Below are 17,970 nucleotides of genomic sequence, written 5' to 3' on the forward strand. Positions count from 1 at the left end.
TCGGTACTAAGAAATGACATTTTATTAACAAAACAAAAAGCAAAGGTAATCCCTTGCTTTTTGTTTTGTTTTATTTTATTGTTGTTTTTTGTTATAATAATATGTCAATGAAAATAGACTCTCATTTAGGTGCACATTTTCAATAACTACATCTTTGGATACTTTAATATCTGTAGGTGCAAAATTCCATATACCCCTAATTCCATTTTCTACTAAGACATTTGCTGTAGCTTGGCACGCATTTTTAGGTGTGCAAATAACTGCTAGGTCAACTGCATTATGTTCTAAAAAATCAGCTATTTCATCAATATCCTGAATTATCACATTTCTAATTGATAAACCTACAATCTTAGGATTCTTGTCAAATATTGCTACAAGTTTGTAACCATTTTCATAAAATCCTGTATAATTCGCAATTGCTTGACCTATATTACCTGCTCCAACAATAATAATATTATAGCTTTTATCCGTTCCGATAATTTTTCCTATTTCATTACTTAAATTGTATACATCATAACCGAAACCTTGTTGTCCAAATCCTCCAAAATTATTTAAATCTTGTCGTATTTGAGATGCTGAAAAGCCAGTCATTTGACTTAATTCTTTTGAAGACGTTTTATAAATGTCTTTTCTTAGCAGTTCCTTTAAATATCTGTAATATTTAGGCAATCTTCGTATTACGGCAGATGAGATTTTTTTTTCCTTATCCATAAGCCCCCCTAAATTTAAAATATACATCAAATACATTTTACCATATTTTAAAGCTTTTGCAACATTTTTTTATCAATTAGCAACAAATTTATGTATTTGATTTATTAAATTTAAATAAATTATACAACTTTATTTCGAAGGTATTACAATAATTTGATTAGGGAATATCAAGTTAGGATTTTTAAGTTTGTTGTATTCAGCAAGTATTTGCCATGTTGTATTATATTTTTGAGCTATTCTCCACAAACAATCTCCAGATACAACTATATATGTTATATCTTCAGTTTTTTCTGGTTCTGTTACTACTAGTTCTACTTCTTTGGTAACAACTTCTATTCTTCCAGAAACTTCACAACCTTTTGTACCATTGACATTTAAATATCTAGCAATTATTTCTTCATATGAGCCAAATTCAGCAATTACTAATTTTCCATTAAATACTTCATAACCATCTCCACCGATTGCTAAATAATCATTTAATGCAACAGTGTATGTTTTTGCTAGCTCTTCAGCAGTATCAATTAATTCACCATTAATAGTTACTTCTTGTACTCTGTTTCCAGGTTCTAAGTTTTCAGCAAATTTAAATGTTAATCCACTAACTTGTAAAAATCCACCTTTTGTTGCTGGATATCCTGCCACTGATAACTCAAGTGCTTGAATAATTTCGCTACCTGTTAATTCTACAACTTGCATTCTATTTCCAAACGGGAATAATTTAGCTAAATCGCCTTGTGTTATATCCCCTACTGGAATAGAAATTCTGATATTACCACCATTTACAAACGCTATGTCAGCTTTAGTTTCATTTCTAACAGCATCTGCAGATAAGTTTCCTAAATTAGTTTCTTTTGTTCTAACATTTTCTCTAGCTCCATCTAATTCAATATCAGTTTTAGCAACAACTTCTGAAAAAAACTCTTCATTTTCTGAAGATATAGAATCTAAAACAGCTTGAACGTCTGCATCTGCTTCTACATCAGTCATTTCTTTTGAACATAATAATTTAGCTTCTTTATTAACAATTTTGCCATTAGAAATTTCAATATTAACAATTCCTAAATTTTTATCATATTCACCAGTTTGAGCTATTAAAGTATTATTAACTAATTTACCATCTTTTAGAGCTGTATGACTATGACCATCAATGATTACATCAATTCCATCAACTTGCTCTGCAATTTTATCAGATGTAATTTCTGTACTTTTATCTAATCCAACGTGTGTTATTGCTATAATTATATCTGTTTTATCTTGTAACTCTTCAACTATTTTTTTAGCAGTTTCTATTTCATTAGCAAATGTTATACCTTTAACATTATTAGGACTTGTTTTAAAAGTAGTTTCAGTTGTTGTTAAGCCAAATATACCAACTTTAACTCCATCAATCTCAACTATTTTGTAAGGATCAAATAGATTTTTATTATTCGAATCATATATATTAGCACTTAACATTTCAAACTCAGCCATATCTTTTAATTCTAATAATCTTTCATACCCATAATTAAAATCATGGTTTCCTGGAACCATAAAATCATATCCAACGGCATTTAAAACCTTTACTGCTCCTTCACCTTTACTTATGTTAATGATTGGCAAACCATGTAGTGTATCTCCAGCATCAACTACTAAAGTGTTAGGATTTAATGCCTTTTGCTCTTTTATAAGAGTAGCAATTTTGGCAAAACCAAATCCTCCATCTGAATCTAATACTCTAGCATGAGTATCGTTAGTATGTACTATAGTTATAGTTTTTGTTTCTGGTGCTACATCTTCAGCAAAAGCGAATGAAAAGCTACTTAAAATCAACATTACAACTAAAGATAAGCTTAAAAGTTTTTTCTTCATAATAAAATATCCTCCTAATTTTTTGTTAATTACGAGGATATTGTATATATAAAATTATAAAAATTCAAGTATAATTTGGTAAATTTTTTATTATCTTTAATATGTTGCTCTAATTAAATTTACATCATCAATAAAATTGTTTACACTATACATAATTAACACATCATCAAAATCACAAGTTTCCATGATTTCACTCACTTTTTTAGAGTTTGATCTAAGATCAAGTACATATACCTCATCATAATTGTATGTCAAATATGGTACAAAAGAGTTTCCGAATGAATCTTTTATGATTAGCACTTTTGTTTTTTTATCTTCAGATTTATTTAATGAACCCTTATTCTTAATTACAGTTAAGTCATTATTACCATATATAAACGCAGCATACTTATCGCGAACATTAAATTTTTCATAATCATAAATATCCTTATATTCTTTATCACCTATCAGCATATTTGCAATTTCAACATCATAATAAGTTATATCATCAAACTGTGCATTGAATTTTTTTGCTTTTGAATAATAAGTTCCTAAGAAAAATTCAACTTCATTAGTCTTCAAATCATCTACATCAACATATTGTTTATCGACACTTTTCATAAAATCTATATAAGCATAATATGCACCAAGTGTTGTCCAGTGGTGATCTGTCTTATAATATATATATTCATTTTCGTGCTCATTCATTAAGCTAAGAAAATCTAGTGTAGTTACATTATCATAAGTTGAATATTCATTGTAAACATTCTCTATTAAACCTGCTTGATTATATAATTTTAACCCTAGGGGTAATTTTTCTTTTAATACCTCATATGAGTTAGGTATAAGTGCAAATTTGATATTAGCATCACTGTACATCTCTATAAACTTTTTGATACTTTCAATGTTCCTTTTTAATTGTTTTTCATTGATATTTTGAGTTTTATCTAATAAATACCCATCTTTTCCATAAACAATTCCATTATTTTCAGTCTTTCCTAAATAAAATTCAGATCTAGACTTTAAGTTAATCCACTTATTTCTAAATAAAAATTGTTCATTTATATAGCGTTCATATTTTGGTACATACTCATTTTTTACAAACTTATCGTATGAAAATTCTGGCGTCATCTGTAAAAATTTATTTTCAAGGTCTGAAAATTCTTTATCTGGTGATATTATATCAATAATGGTAAAAGACAATATAAAGGTGAAAAACAATAATAGTAAAGGATAATTCTTGAGTTTTTTTATTTTGTTAAAATAATTTTTCATACATTCCACCTCCTAAAATCTAAAATACAAAAATGGATTATAAGTTGCATCCACTAGATAAGCTACAGACAAAATAAGTATAATAGCAGTTACAGAAATCCTAATCCAGTTTGCATCTTTTGATACTTTATTAAATATGTTTTTTAATACTGGAGTAGACAATATTCCTGCTATAACAAGTATGACAAAATAGTTTCTGATATAGTATATAAAATCTAGTCCTCCGGTAAAAATAAACATTTTTTTATATAGTTGAGCTACTTGTCCTAAATCAGTTAAACTGAATAGTACCCAGCTAAGCATAACCATTAATATTAAGTAAATATGTGAAAAAACTCGATACTTATCTAAAAACTTATTAAAGCCTCTTTTTTCTACTATTAGCAATACGGCAAACATAAGTCCCCATAGCATAAAGTTAAAATTAGCACCATGCCAGAATCCAGTTAAAAACCATATTAATACAATGTTAAAATATTTTCTAAATGGTCCAACTCTATTACCACCGAGAGGAATATATACATATTCTCTAAACCATGAACCCAAAGTCATATGCCATCTTCTCCAAAACTCTGTTGCACTTCTTGATATGTAAGGATAATTAAAGTTTTGAGGAAAATTAAAACCTAACATTTTACCAAGCCCTATCGCCATTAATGAATAACCGCTAAAATCAAAGTATATTTGAAATGTAAAAGCTAAAACACCAAGCCACGCAAGAGGCGTAGATATGTTTGAAAAACCTAATGTCTGAACTTCATCCCATAGCATACCAACATTATTTGCAATTAAAACCTTTCTGCCTAATCCCAAAATGAACGTTTCAGCTCCATCTTGAATTTGAGAATAATTTATTTTTCTTTCCTTTAATTCTACATTTATATCTGTATATTTAACAATCGGACCTGCTATTAGCTGTGGAAACATAGTAACAAACGTTCCAAAGTTAATAATATTTCTTTCAGCTTTAACTTTCCCTCTATAAACATCTATTGTATAAGACATTGTCTGGAATGTATAAAAACTAATTCCCAATGGTAATATTAATCTTAATAAACTTATGTTAAGTCCAAATACCTTATTTATGTTAACAATAAAGAAATCATAATATTTAAAGAATAATAACATTCCCAAATTGAACATTATTGAAAGTAAAAGTGCTACTTTGCAAAGCAATTTTTTATCTCTATTGTTGTCTATAATTAATGATAATGTATAATCAACACAGATAGAAGCTATCATTATAAAAAAGTATTTTGGTTCTCCCCATGAATAAAACAATAAGCTAAAAAATAATAAAGATAGATTTTTGCATTTATTAGGTATAAGATAATAAATTAATAATACTATCGGTAAAAATCTAAATAAAAAAACAATACTACTAAATACCATGTAATATCTCCTTCTAAGGTTCTGTACTAAAATATTTATTTTGTCATAAATATTTTGTCCCATAATATATAGACGGGACAAAATATTATAAGTTTCTGAAAATTACAATGAAATATTTTCCATTTGATCAATCCATATTTTCACTGATGCATCAGTAGGCATTCTCAAATCACCTCTAGGAGATAAGCAAACACTCCCAACCTTTGGTCCATCAGGCATACAGGTTCTTTTATATTGCTGTGAAAAAAATCTATAATAAAAATTTTTCAACCACTTGTAAATTATTTCCTTGTCATATTTTTTTTCAAACGCTTTACATGCAAGGTAAAAAACCTTATCTGGTCTATATCCAAATCTTAAAACATTATATATAAAGAAATCATGCAGTTCATAAGGTCCTACTATTTCTTCGGTTTTTTGTGAAATCTTTCCTTCTTTATCAGGTGGTAATAATTCTGGACTAACAGGAGTATCTAATACATCCAATAACACATTTTTGATATTATCATTAAATTCATTATCTGCAATCCATTTAATTATATATCGTATTAATGTTTTAGGAATCGATGCATTAACTCCATACATAGACATTTGGTCACCATTGTATGTTGCCCATCCAAGTGCTAATTCTGATAAATCTCCTGTACCAATTACAAACCCACCTTCTTGATTAGCAATATCCATAAGTATCTGAGTACGTTCTCTAGCTTGAGAATTTTCATAAACAACATTTGCGTTTTTTAAATCGTGCTTTATATCTTTAAAATGTTGTAATACTGAATTTGTTATGTTTATTTCTCTAAATGTTGCACCAATTTTTTTTATCATTTCTACAGAATTATTATATGTTCTATCAGTAGTTCCAAAACCTGGCATTGTTATTGCTTTAATCATTTTTCTATCTAACCCAAGTTTATCACAAGTTTTTGCACAAACAAGCAAGGCAAGAGTTGAATCTAATCCCCCTGATATTCCAACTATCAAAGCTTTTGCACTTATATGTTCAATCCTTTTAGCAAGTCCACTAATTTGTATATTGAATATTTCATTACATCTTTCATTTCTTATATTTTTGTTTTTAGGTATAAATGGTGTTGCATCAACTAGTCTAGTCAATTCAAAATTATCGATATTTGCATTAAAGTATACTTTTTCGTATTCGATATCATACTTTCCTGCACAATCTGCAAACGTGTTATTTCTTTGTCTATATGTAGCTAGCTTTTCAGTATCAATCTCCGTATATATATATTGGCTCACCATTTTATATTTTTCTGTTTCTGCTAACAATAAGCCGTTTTCATATATTACACTTTGCCCTCCAAATACCAAATCAGTACTAGACTCACCAAATCCAGCAGAAGAATAAATATATGCACACATACATTTTGATGATTGTGATTCTACTATTGCCTTTCTATATTCGCCTTTTCCAACATAATCATTGGACGCTGATAAATTAAGAATCAAGCTTGCACCTGCCAAGGTCTGAAATGTACTTGGTGCAATAGCACTCCATAAGTCTTCGCATATTTCTATTCCTATACATAAATCCTTAATAGTTTCATGTTGTATCAACACTTTTGTAGATATGAAAGTATTTTGTCCACAATAATTGACACTTAATGTATTCAAATCATCTGCCATACTAAACCATCTTTTCTCGTAGAATTCACCATAATTAGGTAGATAAGATTTAGGAACAATACATAATATTTTCCCCTTATACATTGCAATTGCACAATTATATAATGTTGAACCCATCTTTACAGGAGCTCCAACTACTATTAACATATCAATATTACTTGTCATATCCAATAAATCATTTATAGAATTTTCACATTCATCTATCAAAGATGCCTGATAAAATAAATCTGCACATGTATATCCAGTTACACAAAGTTCAGGAAAATTCAAAACCATTACTTTATTTTTTTCCGCATCTTTTATAATTTCAAATATACTTTCTATATTAAATTTACAATTTGCTACCTCAATTTTTGGAACTGCTGCTCCAACTCTAACAAAATTATAACCTTTCAAAATATTACCTCCAAAGCTATTAAATATACTTAAATTTAACACATTACATCTTATAATGTCAATTTTTTATAATATTATACATAACATGTACAGTATATAATAAACCTATAATTAATGGAATTAGTTTTTAATAGTTACTTAGTGTTGACAAAATAATATATCTATTTTATAATTGAAAAAACAAATATAGTGCAATGATAGGAAATAGTAAATATATATTTATTTTTAGAGAGTTCTTGCTTGGTGAAAAAGAATAATATATATATATATTGAACACATCTTAGAGCTAGTTACTGAAATAATAGTAGGATAACTCGGTTTCACCCGTTATAGTGAAAAAGTATTTTATACTTTATGAGATTAGTGTTGTGAGATACTAATAAAAAGAGGTGGAACCACGGATATAACCCGTCCTCTTAGTGAAAACTAAGAGAATGGGTTTTTTATTTATAAAAATATATAATATAAAATAAAAGAGGTAATAAAATGAAAGTTAATGTTAATCCAGCAAAAGGCATGAGAGACTTTTTGCCTAAAGAGAAAGAAATAAGAGACTATGTAGAAAATGTCATCATAAATACCTATAAGCAATCAGGATTTGAACTTATTGAAACACCAGTAATTGAAAACATTGAAAATTTAGTAAGCAGTAATGGTGGAGATAATTTAAAGCTAATATACAAAATTCTAAAACGTGGGAATAAGCTTAGCAATTTTTCTGATATGAATGAAAGTGATTTATCAGATTTAGGTCTTAGATATGACTTAACTGTTCCACTTAGCAGATTTTATTGTAACAATAAATCTAAACTATCTACAATATTTAAATCTTTACAGGTTGGAAATGTTTTTAGAGCTGAAAGAGCGCAAAAGGGAAGGTATAGAAGCTTCAAACAATGTGATATTGATATTATAGGCGATAACACTTCAAATGCAGAAATAGAACTTATAACAACAACTTCTAAAGCATTAAGTACACTAAATGTAAATAAATTTTCCATAAGAATTAATGATAGAAGAATATTGAAGGGTGTAATTTTATCATGTGGCTTTACTGAAAGTGAATTTGACAATGTTTGTATCATTGTAGATAAACTTGATAAGATTGGCATTGAAGGTATAGAAAAAGAACTTTTAGCTAAAGAATACAATTCTGACAACATTAATAAATTAATTTGTGCACTGAATGATATAAATGCAACTGGAACAGCTTCTCTAAATCAATATGGAGTAGATAATAAAGTTATAGAAAATATAGACTATATCATAAATTCTGTTAAAGAAATTTCAGAAGGCAAATATAACATTGTATTTGATTTTACATTGGTTAGAGGAATGGGCTACTACACAGGTACAATATTTGAAATTCAATATGAAGGTCTTGGCTACTCAATCGGCGGTGGTGGACGATATGATAAAATGATAGGCAAATTTATCGGTGAAGACATACCTGCTATTGGTTTTTCTATAGGTTTCGAAAGACTTGTTAATCAGTTAATTGAAGAAAATTTTAAAGTCCCAAATCTTCAAAAAATAGTTTTATTGTACAATAACGAAGATAGTTATACTGAAGTAGTAAAAAAAGCTAATGAACTTAGAGAAAAAGGATTCTCTGTTTCTACTTATGAAAAAGCTAAAAAGCTTGGAAAACAGCTTTCACAATTTGAAACATTAGGATTTAGAGGATATGCAATATTTGAAAAAGATGACACAAATGTTAAAGATTTTAATAAATAAAGTAAAAATGTTGAGAATTGTTTTATTGAAATTCTCAACATTTTCTTACTTAATATTTATTTCATAAAGTTTTCAATATCATTAACTGTTTTTATAATATCTTTAGATAAGTTAATATTACCGTTTTTAGTTACTAATACATCATCTTCAATTCTTATACCAATACCTTCTTCAGCTATGTATAGTCCTGGTTCAACAGTATAAATATTGTTTTCTGCCATTTTTCTATCTCTACATCTTAAATCATGAAGATCAAGGCCTAATGGATGTCCAACACTATGATAGTAGTATTTCGAAACTTCGCTATCATCACTTATAAGTTTTATAGCTTTTAGTTCTTTGGCAAAATATTTAATTACAGCATTATTTACATCAATTTCAGATATTCCTGGTTTCATAATATCCATTGTTACATCTTGTGCACCTAAAACTATGTTATATATATCCTTTTGTCTTTGAGTAAATTTACCGTTAACTGGATAAGTTCTTGTAATATCTGATGCATACATATTTGATAACGCACCTAAATCACATAATACTAATTCACCGTCATGAATTTGATTTTTCAAATCTACATGGTGAAGTATAACACCACTCTTACCTGAAGCGGCTATAGTTGCAAAACTTGGTGATGAGTTTCTTAGCATTAACTGATATTCATAATGCGCTCTTACCTGATACTCATACATATCAGGCTTCATATTTTTCATTAAAAACTCTAATGCTTCTTTTGTGTATTTTATTGAAGTTTTAACTTCTTCTATCTCTTCAGGTTGTTTATGTACTCTTAACTCCATCATTAAACCTAAACTGTTTAATATATTAACTGATGGTAACTGATTTTTAACCTTTTTAGCTATCGCTCTGTATTCATCATCAAACTCTTCCATATTTGCATAAGCTGTAACTATATAAAGATTTTCAAATAAATCCATTGAAGAAAGTTTTGAACATAAAGTTGACTCAAAACTATCTCTATCAACTATATTTTGTATACCTGAAATTTCTTGAGCTTCTTCTTTTCTTAAAACAATTCCAAACCACTTTTCAAATGTTTCATTTACTGGAGGAATAAATAATTGCTCAGTTACAACACCATTAACTTTAGAAATAGCTAAAACCATATTTTCTTTATTAATACCTGTTAAATAAAAAAAGTTCCTATCTACTACAAATTTATGACTTTGATCCAAGCTTTCTCTTGGAGCTTCCTTTGAAAAGAAAACTGCTACTGAATAATCTTTCATTTTTTCAGCAAATTTTTTTCTATTATTGATAAAAAATTCTTTGTTCATCATATTCTCCTTTATATATTAATTAATATACCGTGTAAACTTTTATCATGCAAAATCTATTATACACAAATTTACGATAAATGTAAATATTGAACTAATCTTGCCAGTTCTTTGAACGGTCAATTGCTTTCTTCCATCCACTGTATAGATTGTCCCTTTTTACTTGTGAAATCTCAGGTTTGAATTTTTTATCCAAACTCCATTTTTGAGCTATCTCACCTTTAGATTTCCAAAATCCCGATGCTAAACCTGCAAGACATGCTGCTCCAAAAGCAGTTGTTTCAGTAACTTCTGGTCTATCAACCTCAACACCCAATATATCAGCTTGAAACTGCATCAAAAAATTATTCTTAGAAGCTCCACCATCTACTTTCAAAACAGTTAAATTCATTTCAGAATCTGAAATCATAGCATCTATTACATCTTTTGTCTGATATGCTATTGCTTCCAGTGCAGCCCTAATTATGTGATTTATATTTGTTCCTCTTGTTAAACCTATCAAAATACCTCTTGCATACATATCCCAATGTGGTGCACCTAACCCAGCAAAGGCTGGCACTAAATAAACACCACTTGTATCTTCTACCTTCTTAGCAAAATACTCGCTATCTTTTGATTCATTAATAATCCTTAGTTCATCTCGTAACCATTGAATTATTGCACCACCCATAAAAATAGAACCTTCCAGTGCATATTCAACTTTTCCGTCTATTCCCCAAGCAATTGTAGTAATCAAACCATTTTTTGATGTAATAGGCTTTTCTCCCGTGTTCATAAGCATAAAGCATCCCGTACCATAAGTGTTTTTAATCATACCTTCCTGAAAGCAAACCTGTCCGAACAATGCTGCTTGTTGATCACCAGCAACACCTGAAATCATTATTTCCTTACCTAAAACTCTTTCATCTGTAAATCCATAAATTTCAGAAGACTGCCTTACCTCTGGTAACATAGATTTTGGTATCTTCAATTCCTCTAAAATCTTGTCATCCCAATCTAAAGTTTTTATATTGTAAAGCATAGTTCTTGATGCATTGCTATAATCAGTAATATGCAATTTACCTTTAGTAAGTTTCCAAATCAACCATGTATCCATAGTACCGAATAGCAACTCACCATTTTGTGCTTTTTCCATAGCACCATCTACATTATCAAGTATCCATTTTATTTTAGTACCTGAAAAATATGCATCTATTACAAGACCGGTGCTTTCCTTTATATATTCTGCCCAACCATTTTTAACTAGGTCTTCACATATTGGCGATGTCCTTCTGCATTGCCATACAATTGCGTTACATATAGGCTCTCCAGTATTTTTATCCCATATAACTGTTGTTTCTCTTTGGTTTGTTATTCCAATTGTAGCTATATCATCTGTAATGATATTCGCTTTATTTATGACATTGTATATAACTTCTAATTGTGCGCTCCAAATTTCTTCTGCGTTGTGCTCAACATATCCAGGTTGAGGGTAATATTGCATAAATTCCTTTTGAGACATACATACTATAGAAGCATTTTTATCAAATATAATAGCACGACAACTTGTAGTACCTTGATCTAATGCTAAAATATATTTTTTTCCCATATCTTGCCTCCTAAATATACCTTTATTTACTCTTATATTTGTTTATAAAATATTTTATCATAATAATTATTTATTTGAAAGCAATTTTGTATTAAACAACTTTTTAGTAATTTTTAAACAATTTAATAAAAACCTCTTTACTAATCATACATTCATATGCTATAATATCTAAATTAAACTATATAATAATAAACATATATATGTACGGGGTGAATAATATGAGTATTAATAAAGATCAAATACTAGTAACAGAAGATGAATTTAAACAATTAAATGAGGAATTGGAATACAGAAAAGTTACATTAAGAAAAGAAATTGCTGCTAAAATAAAAATTGCTTTAGGTTTCGGAGATTTAAGTGAAAATGCAGAATATACAGAAGCTAAAGAAGAGCAAAATCATAATGAATCTAAAATAATTGTACTCGAAGATAAGTTAAAAAGAATTAAGGTTGTTAAGCACGATACTTCAGTAAAAGGTATAGTTCAAATGGGATCTAAGGTAAAAATATATGACATTGAATTTGATGAAGAATTAGATTATACAATAGTTGGAACAATTGGTGCAGACCCTTTCTCTGGAAAAATTTCTCAAGAATCTCCTTTAGGAAAAGCTTTACTTGATAAAAAAGCGAATGATACTGTAGAAGTAACTTCTCCTGGTGGAGACATCATTAAGTATAAAGTATTAGAAATTAATTAAAATATAAAAAATGGCTGAATATTTCAGCCATTTTTTATACCTCTACTTCCCACAAACCATGTATATTGCAATATGCATAAACCTTTATAGGTTTATCTCCATTTACAAGTGAAAATTCAACTTCTGGAGCTTTATTTATTCTAAGATATTTGAGTTGCTCGCCTTCCTGCGAAACTATAAATACCCATTTGATACTATGTTCTTTTACCATTGGATGAGGTATATTTCCAATCTTAACCCTAAGTGTGTTTCTATTAAAATCTATTTCTGGAATGTGTTTTTCATGTGATGCATCCTCAATATTAGGAACCATTTCTCTCATTGTTTCCCCACAACAAACAATTGGAACTCCCTCATCTCTAATCATTCTCATAATATTTCCACAATGATCACAACTATAAAATTTATTCTCTTTTCTTACCATATTACACTCCTAATTATATTTATTTATGAAGTACATAATTTATAATTAATATCTACTTTTAAAAACTTTTTATACACTTATATTTGAATTATAAATAATAATGTGCTATTATTAGCTAATCAATTAGAAAGGTAAAAAAAATGGAATTTAATCAATTAGGAATAAATGAAAATTTTATAAATATTCTAAAAAAGAGTGGAATTACAACTCCTACACCCATTCAAAATGAATGTATAGCAATTGTAAAAAATCACAATGATGTAATTGCAGAGGCTCAAACAGGAACTGGTAAAACATTAGCTTTCTTATTACCCATTTTTGAAAACACATCATTAGTAGATGATCATATTCAATCTCTTATAATTACGCCAACAAGAGAACTTGCAATACAAATAACTAATGAAGCAAAAAAACTATGTGAAGCAAAAAACATTAATATTTTAGCTGCTTATGGTGGAAAAGATGTTGCATCTCAACTGAAAAAGCTAAAAAAGAACGTTCATATGCTTATTGCAACACCTGGGAGACTTCTCGACCATCTTCAAAGAGGAAGTATAAATTTAAGCAATCTAAAAACTTTAGTTATAGATGAAGCTGATCAAATGCTACTTATGGGATTTAAAAAAGAGGTAGAGGATATAATTAAGGCTACACCTTCCTCAAGACAAACATTATGTTTCTCTGCTACTATTAGTTCAGAAGTGAAAAAGTTAGCATACAGATATGCTAAAAATCCATTTAATATATCTATTAAAAAAGAAAATATAACTCTTGATACTATAAAGCAAGAAGTTATTTTTACTACTGATAGACACAAACAAGAAGCATTATGCAAAGCATTAGATGAGGATAATCCATTTATGGCTATAATCTTTTGCAGAACAAAAGTAAGAGTTAATAAATTAGAAGAGGATTTATCTACGAAAGGATATAATTGTGAAAAACTTCATAGTGATATACCTCAAGCAAAACGCGAAAGAATAATGAAATCATTTAGAAAGTGTGACATCCAGTATTTAATTGCAACAGATGTAGCCTCAAGGGGGCTTGATATATCAGGAGTTGACAATATTTATAACTATGATTGTCCAGAAAATGCTGAAAGTTATATTCATAGAATAGGTAGAACTGGGCGTGCAGGAAACAAAGGATATACATGCGTATTTGTAGCATCTAAAGACAAAAGAAATTTTGAAGGAATTGAAAATGAAATAGAATATGAAATACCTGAAAGAACAATTTAATTAATTTTAAGTAAAAAGCATTTATACATGTATTTTAAAATAGCTAAACACTATTTTTTACGTATATAAATGCTTTTATTTTATATATTTCAATAATTTTTTATTTACCTGAAATGATTACATTTTTAAATGCAATATATGGAAGAACCATTTCCCCATATTCTACAACTTCTTTTGAAATATCCACTACATTATTTAATAAATCAGATAAATTACCACTAATCATAACTTCATTAACTGCACCCTTGATTTGTCCATCCTTAACCAAAAAGCTATTTTTGGCAACACCTGAAAAATCTCCATTTTTGCTAGGCTGTCCACCCGAAAAACGACCTACAATGATACCTTTTTTCACATTTTTAATAATATCACCTATGTTTTTATTGCCATTTTTAACTACAAGGTTATAGCTTTTATTTTTAGATCGCTCAAAACCTGTTTTGTTTGCAACATACATTGATATATAAAAGCTTTTTAATATTCCATCTTTAATTAAATCAAAGTCCTCAGATATAAATCCATCATCTGTATAGCAATCTCCATTAACAATTCTTTCATCATTAGGTAAAAATGAAATTGATATTCTTTCATCAGCTACTTTTGAGTTAATTTTATCTCTCCATATACTTGTTCCATTAAGTATAGTATTGTCACCAGCAAAATTTTCTATAGCACTAAGCAATATAGCTGGTAAGCAGTTTGGTGTTATTATTACTGTACCTTCTGTTTTTCCGTTTAAAGGCACTGTATTTAGCTGATTTTCAACATCAGTTAAATTCTTTTCAATACTTCCTAATTCTATAAAAGGTTTATCTAATTTATCTATTAATACTCCTGTGCCAAAAAACGAAGTTGATTTTTCTCCATCATGGGCAGAAAACATAAGACCAATTTCATAAAAGCCTTCTGTCAATTCATATTCATTATCATTTGTATCTAAATAAAGACTTTTTAACTTATTATGACTAAATATCAGCTGTTCCATCATTATTTTTGGATGCCTTTTTTTAATATCGTTTACTAATTCTTTACATTTCTCAAAGAATAATTCTAAATCAGGATTAATTATACCTCTTGAAAACTGTCTTTTACCAATGTGAGGCGCAATAACATGTGCTTTATCTTCAGATGATGATTCAACTACCTCCAGGCAGTTTAGAACTGCTTTACTTATTGACTTATCATCAAGTCTGTTTATATTAATTTTACCTTTTTTATTATCCTTAAAGGCAGTCATATATAATTTGTTATCAAAGGTTGTTCTATACAATGAAAATTCACTGCCATCTACGTTAAACTCTTGTTTTTCAGTTTCTTCTACTTTGCATTGTGCCTTCTGACACCCCTTATCGGTTAATGAATTTATTACCTTTTTTGCAATATCATAAAAACAATTCATATTATCTACCTCCTATCATAAGCTTACAACGCATTTCTGGTCCACCAATACCTCCAGGCATTGGTTGTTTTTTACCACAAAACCCTGCGCTTAACCAATTCATATTATTTGATAGCATATCTACTGTCTTAAGCATATCAAATGCTACACCTGAAATTGTAGTATCAAGCACTGCTTTTCCCAGTTTTCCTTTTTTAATTTCATATCCCATACAAACTCCAAACATAAATTCACTAGTAGTATCAGCTTGACCATTGTTAGTATGAGTAAAATAATATCCATCCTCTACCGATGCAATTAAATCATCAAGTGTGTTTTTACCAGGTAAAAAAGCTGTATTTCTCATTCTAATTAATGGTTCATCAGAAAATTTGAATGCACTTGCATTTCCTCGTGGACACATACCAAAATGCTTTGCTGTTTCTCTATTATTCATATACTGTTTTAGAACGCCATTTTCGATTATAACTGTATCCTCTGCTTTAACTCCCTCATCATCAACATAAACAGGTAAAGGTGCTCTTTTGCCTAATGCAGTATGAGCAAAATCAACTAAATTTACTAAATCAGAACCGATTTTTTTATTTAGATTATGTGCAGCAACTGACCCTCCTAAAACCAAATCTGCCTCAACTGTATGTCCAACAGCTTCGTGTGCAAGCATTCCTGATAAATCTCCACCCAAAATAACTGTCTGATATCCAGCCTTTGCGTGCACTCCTTCTCTTTTTTTCATCAACATTTCATAAAGCTTATCAATATCTTTATATAATGATTCAGGATTTTTAAAATTGTCTGTAAATATGCCAAAATCACCTACTATATGAGTAAGTTCTACCGGAGTACCATCACCAGCTTCAGTAATTAAAGTAATATATATATAGCTTCTTGGCATTGCAGTATGTCCATTATATCCACTTGATACATACAAAAGCTTTTCCATTGAATCTTCTGTCATAGTTAATGAACGGCTTTTTAGCAATGGATATTTGGTAACAATATAATTGTCTAATTCCTTTAAAAATTCTATGTATTTTTTCTGCTCTATTTCTTTAATTATTATATCAGTATTATAAACACCTTTATTTAGCAAATCCAGATTAGGCTTATTTTTATCAATGTGTTTACTCATAAAGCAAGCGTTTTCATTGGCTTTATTAAGAACCTTTTTTATTGCCTCATCATTATACTCAGCAACAGAGGAAAATCCATATAAACCATTTTTATAAACTCTAGCACATACTCCAGATTCTTCTGTTCTGATGTTCGATGTAATGTTTCCACCTATAAGTTTTACAAGGCGTTTTCTGTTTTCACTTGCTCTTAGCTCAGTGTGAACATTATCCTTAAATAAGGATATACTATTTTTCAATTTATCCTCTAACATTTTATCCCTCCATAATGTTATTTTAATTATAATACATATAAGCATTATAGATTAAATATTTAAATTTGTAAATATGTATTATGGAAAATATTATAAATATTGCTAATATAAAACTGCAGCTCCGCCTACTTTTACTTCTCCTTCATCTACCCTTACACAAATTCTGCTTATCTCATTCATAAACTCTCCCTGTAAAACTTCAAAATATCCATTTAATATATTTTTACTATAAAGTAATGCTCCTAACGCTCCGTTTGAAGTACCGGTAGCACATTCTTCATTTATACCATAAAGCGGTGCAAAATTTCTTGCATAAATCTGTCCATTTTCTATTGTAAACACATGAAATCCCACTACATCATTTTTCTTAGAAATATCTGATATCATAGTAAATTGTGGATTAATTCTATTTAATAGCTCCCTGTTCCTTGCAGGAATTATAATATCCTTAATACCTGTTGAAACAATATTAGGAAGAAGAGAATTATTTTCAAGACATATGTCTTTCTTGTCTAAAGACAATGAAATAGCAATACTTTTTACTGTAGCATCATCTACCTCACCATAAATAACCGGTTTTGCCTGTTCCATGAGAACATTATCTACATGATCATTCTTATAATAAATCTCAACCTTAAGCTTCCCCGCTTTTGTATTTTGATATAGCGTGGTATTAATTTTATGAGGTAATATATATTCTCCAATATAATAAAATGCTGCAATGGTTGCATGTCCACATAAATCTACCTCGCATACTGGTGTAAAAAATCTGACATCATAATTTTTATCATCAACTCTCTTTACAAATGCTGTTTCAGACAAGCCTACCTGAGATGAAATTTTAAGCATTTCTTTATCACTTAAATAATTATCAGTCATTACTACTCCTGCTCCGTTTCCGCCCTTTCCGTTGCAAGTAAATGATTTTAAAATATTAACATTCATTT

General features: G+C 28.9%; 14 protein-coding genes and 1 other annotated feature. Of the genes, 3 read left to right on the top strand and 11 right to left on the bottom strand.

Annotated elements, in window-relative coordinates; genetic code table 11:
• Positions 1–75: 75 nt before the first annotated feature.
• The 5 genes from JYG23_RS06745 to JYG23_RS06765 all read right to left on the bottom strand — a co-directional run bounded on the left by JYG23_RS06745 (position 76) and on the right by JYG23_RS06765 (position 7,248).
• Positions 76–711: a redox-sensing transcriptional repressor Rex gene (locus tag JYG23_RS06745; RefSeq protein ID WP_207237719.1), complete on the bottom strand. Its 636-nt coding sequence runs from the start codon at positions 709–711 to the stop codon at positions 76–78.
• Positions 712–840: 129 nt separating this feature from the next.
• Positions 841–2,559, bottom strand: a complete 1,719-nt coding sequence (locus tag JYG23_RS06750; protein ID WP_207237720.1) for a 5'-nucleotidase C-terminal domain-containing protein — start codon at positions 2,557–2,559, stop codon at positions 841–843.
• 96 nt (positions 2,560–2,655) lie between these two features.
• A complete protein-coding gene (locus tag JYG23_RS06755) occupies positions 2,656–3,813 on the bottom strand; it encodes a DHHW family protein (RefSeq protein ID WP_207237721.1) in 1,158 nt (385 codons plus the stop codon).
• Between the two features lie 12 nt (positions 3,814–3,825).
• A complete protein-coding gene (locus JYG23_RS06760) occupies positions 3,826–5,205 on the bottom strand; it encodes an MBOAT family protein (protein ID WP_207237722.1) in 1,380 nt (459 codons plus the stop codon).
• Positions 5,206–5,307: 102 nt separating this feature from the next.
• Complete coding sequence (locus tag JYG23_RS06765) at positions 5,308–7,248, bottom strand: NAD(+) synthase (protein ID WP_207237723.1); 1,941 nt, start codon at positions 7,246–7,248, stop codon at positions 5,308–5,310.
• 185 nt (positions 7,249–7,433) lie between these two features.
• Positions 7,434–7,667, top strand: a binding site (T-box leader).
• Between the two features lie 67 nt (positions 7,668–7,734).
• On the opposite strand from JYG23_RS06765, the gene hisS reads away from it, so the two are divergent.
• A complete protein-coding gene (hisS, locus tag JYG23_RS06770) occupies positions 7,735–8,985 on the top strand; it encodes a histidine--tRNA ligase (RefSeq protein ID WP_207237724.1) in 1,251 nt (416 codons plus the stop codon).
• A 56-nt stretch (positions 8,986–9,041) separates the two neighbouring features.
• Here the strand turns inward: hisS and JYG23_RS06775 are convergent, their stop codons facing one another.
• A complete protein-coding gene (locus tag JYG23_RS06775) occupies positions 9,042–10,280 on the bottom strand; it encodes an aminopeptidase P family protein (RefSeq protein ID WP_207237725.1) in 1,239 nt (412 codons plus the stop codon).
• 94 nt (positions 10,281–10,374) lie between these two features.
• Complete coding sequence (gene glpK / locus JYG23_RS06780; protein WP_207237726.1) at positions 10,375–11,868, bottom strand: glycerol kinase GlpK; 1,494 nt, start codon at positions 11,866–11,868, stop codon at positions 10,375–10,377.
• A 218-nt stretch (positions 11,869–12,086) separates the two neighbouring features.
• On the opposite strand from glpK, the gene greA reads away from it, so the two are divergent.
• Positions 12,087–12,569, top strand: a complete 483-nt coding sequence (gene greA / locus JYG23_RS06785; protein ID WP_207237727.1) for a transcription elongation factor GreA — start codon at positions 12,087–12,089, stop codon at positions 12,567–12,569.
• Positions 12,570–12,603: 34 nt separating this feature from the next.
• Here the strand turns inward: greA and JYG23_RS06790 are convergent, their stop codons facing one another.
• Positions 12,604–12,993 (bottom strand): desulfoferrodoxin family protein, encoded by a 390-nt coding sequence (locus JYG23_RS06790; RefSeq protein ID WP_207237728.1) that lies wholly within the window; start codon positions 12,991–12,993, stop codon positions 12,604–12,606.
• 140 nt (positions 12,994–13,133) lie between these two features.
• On the opposite strand from JYG23_RS06790, the gene JYG23_RS06795 reads away from it, so the two are divergent.
• Entirely contained in the window at positions 13,134–14,237 is a 1,104-nt protein-coding gene (locus tag JYG23_RS06795) for a DEAD/DEAH box helicase (protein ID WP_207237729.1), read from the top strand.
• 100 nt (positions 14,238–14,337) lie between these two features.
• On the opposite strand, the gene JYG23_RS06800 is transcribed toward JYG23_RS06795, so the two are convergent.
• From JYG23_RS06800 to JYG23_RS06810, 3 genes are all read right to left on the bottom strand, one after another.
• Entirely contained in the window at positions 14,338–15,636 is a 1,299-nt protein-coding gene (locus tag JYG23_RS06800) for a TldD/PmbA family protein (RefSeq protein ID WP_207237730.1), read from the bottom strand.
• Position 15,637: 1 nt separating this feature from the next.
• A complete protein-coding gene (locus JYG23_RS06805; RefSeq protein WP_207237731.1) occupies positions 15,638–17,023 on the bottom strand; it encodes a TldD/PmbA family protein in 1,386 nt (461 codons plus the stop codon).
• 102 nt (positions 17,024–17,125) lie between these two features.
• Positions 17,126–17,968 (bottom strand): PhzF family phenazine biosynthesis protein, encoded by an 843-nt coding sequence (locus JYG23_RS06810; RefSeq protein WP_207237732.1) that lies wholly within the window; start codon positions 17,966–17,968, stop codon positions 17,126–17,128.
• Positions 17,969–17,970 lie beyond the last annotated feature (2 nt).

The organism is Sedimentibacter sp. zth1 (assembly GCF_017352195.1).
In the GTDB taxonomy this organism is placed as follows: domain Bacteria; phylum Bacillota; class Clostridia; order Tissierellales; family Sedimentibacteraceae; genus UBA1535.

Excerpts from the sequence above, each read along its gene's own strand:
- JYG23_RS06745 (WP_207237719.1), bottom strand. The coding sequence starts at position 711 with ATGGATAAGGAAAAAAAAATCTCATCTGCCGTAATACGAAGATTGCCT.
- JYG23_RS06750 (WP_207237720.1), bottom strand. The coding sequence starts at position 2,559 with ATGAAGAAAAAACTTTTAAGCTTATCTTTAGTTGTAATGTTGATTTTA.
- JYG23_RS06755 (WP_207237721.1), bottom strand. The coding sequence starts at position 3,813 with ATGAAAAATTATTTTAACAAAATAAAAAAACTCAAGAATTATCCTTTA.
- JYG23_RS06760 (WP_207237722.1), bottom strand. The coding sequence starts at position 5,205 with ATGGTATTTAGTAGTATTGTTTTTTTATTTAGATTTTTACCGATAGTA.
- hisS (WP_207237724.1), top strand. The coding sequence starts at position 7,735 with ATGAAAGTTAATGTTAATCCAGCAAAAGGCATGAGAGACTTTTTGCCT.
- JYG23_RS06775 (WP_207237725.1), bottom strand. The coding sequence starts at position 10,280 with ATGAACAAAGAATTTTTTATCAATAATAGAAAAAAATTTGCTGAAAAA.
- glpK (WP_207237726.1), bottom strand. The coding sequence starts at position 11,868 with ATGGGAAAAAAATATATTTTAGCATTAGATCAAGGTACTACAAGTTGT.
- greA (WP_207237727.1), top strand. The coding sequence starts at position 12,087 with ATGAGTATTAATAAAGATCAAATACTAGTAACAGAAGATGAATTTAAA.
- JYG23_RS06790 (WP_207237728.1), bottom strand. The coding sequence starts at position 12,993 with ATGGTAAGAAAAGAGAATAAATTTTATAGTTGTGATCATTGTGGAAAT.
- JYG23_RS06795 (WP_207237729.1), top strand. The coding sequence starts at position 13,134 with ATGGAATTTAATCAATTAGGAATAAATGAAAATTTTATAAATATTCTA.
- JYG23_RS06800 (WP_207237730.1), bottom strand. The coding sequence starts at position 15,636 with ATGAATTGTTTTTATGATATTGCAAAAAAGGTAATAAATTCATTAACC.
- JYG23_RS06805 (WP_207237731.1), bottom strand. The coding sequence starts at position 17,023 with ATGTTAGAGGATAAATTGAAAAATAGTATATCCTTATTTAAGGATAAT.
- JYG23_RS06810 (WP_207237732.1), bottom strand. The coding sequence starts at position 17,968 with ATGAATGTTAATATTTTAAAATCATTTACTTGCAACGGAAAGGGCGGA.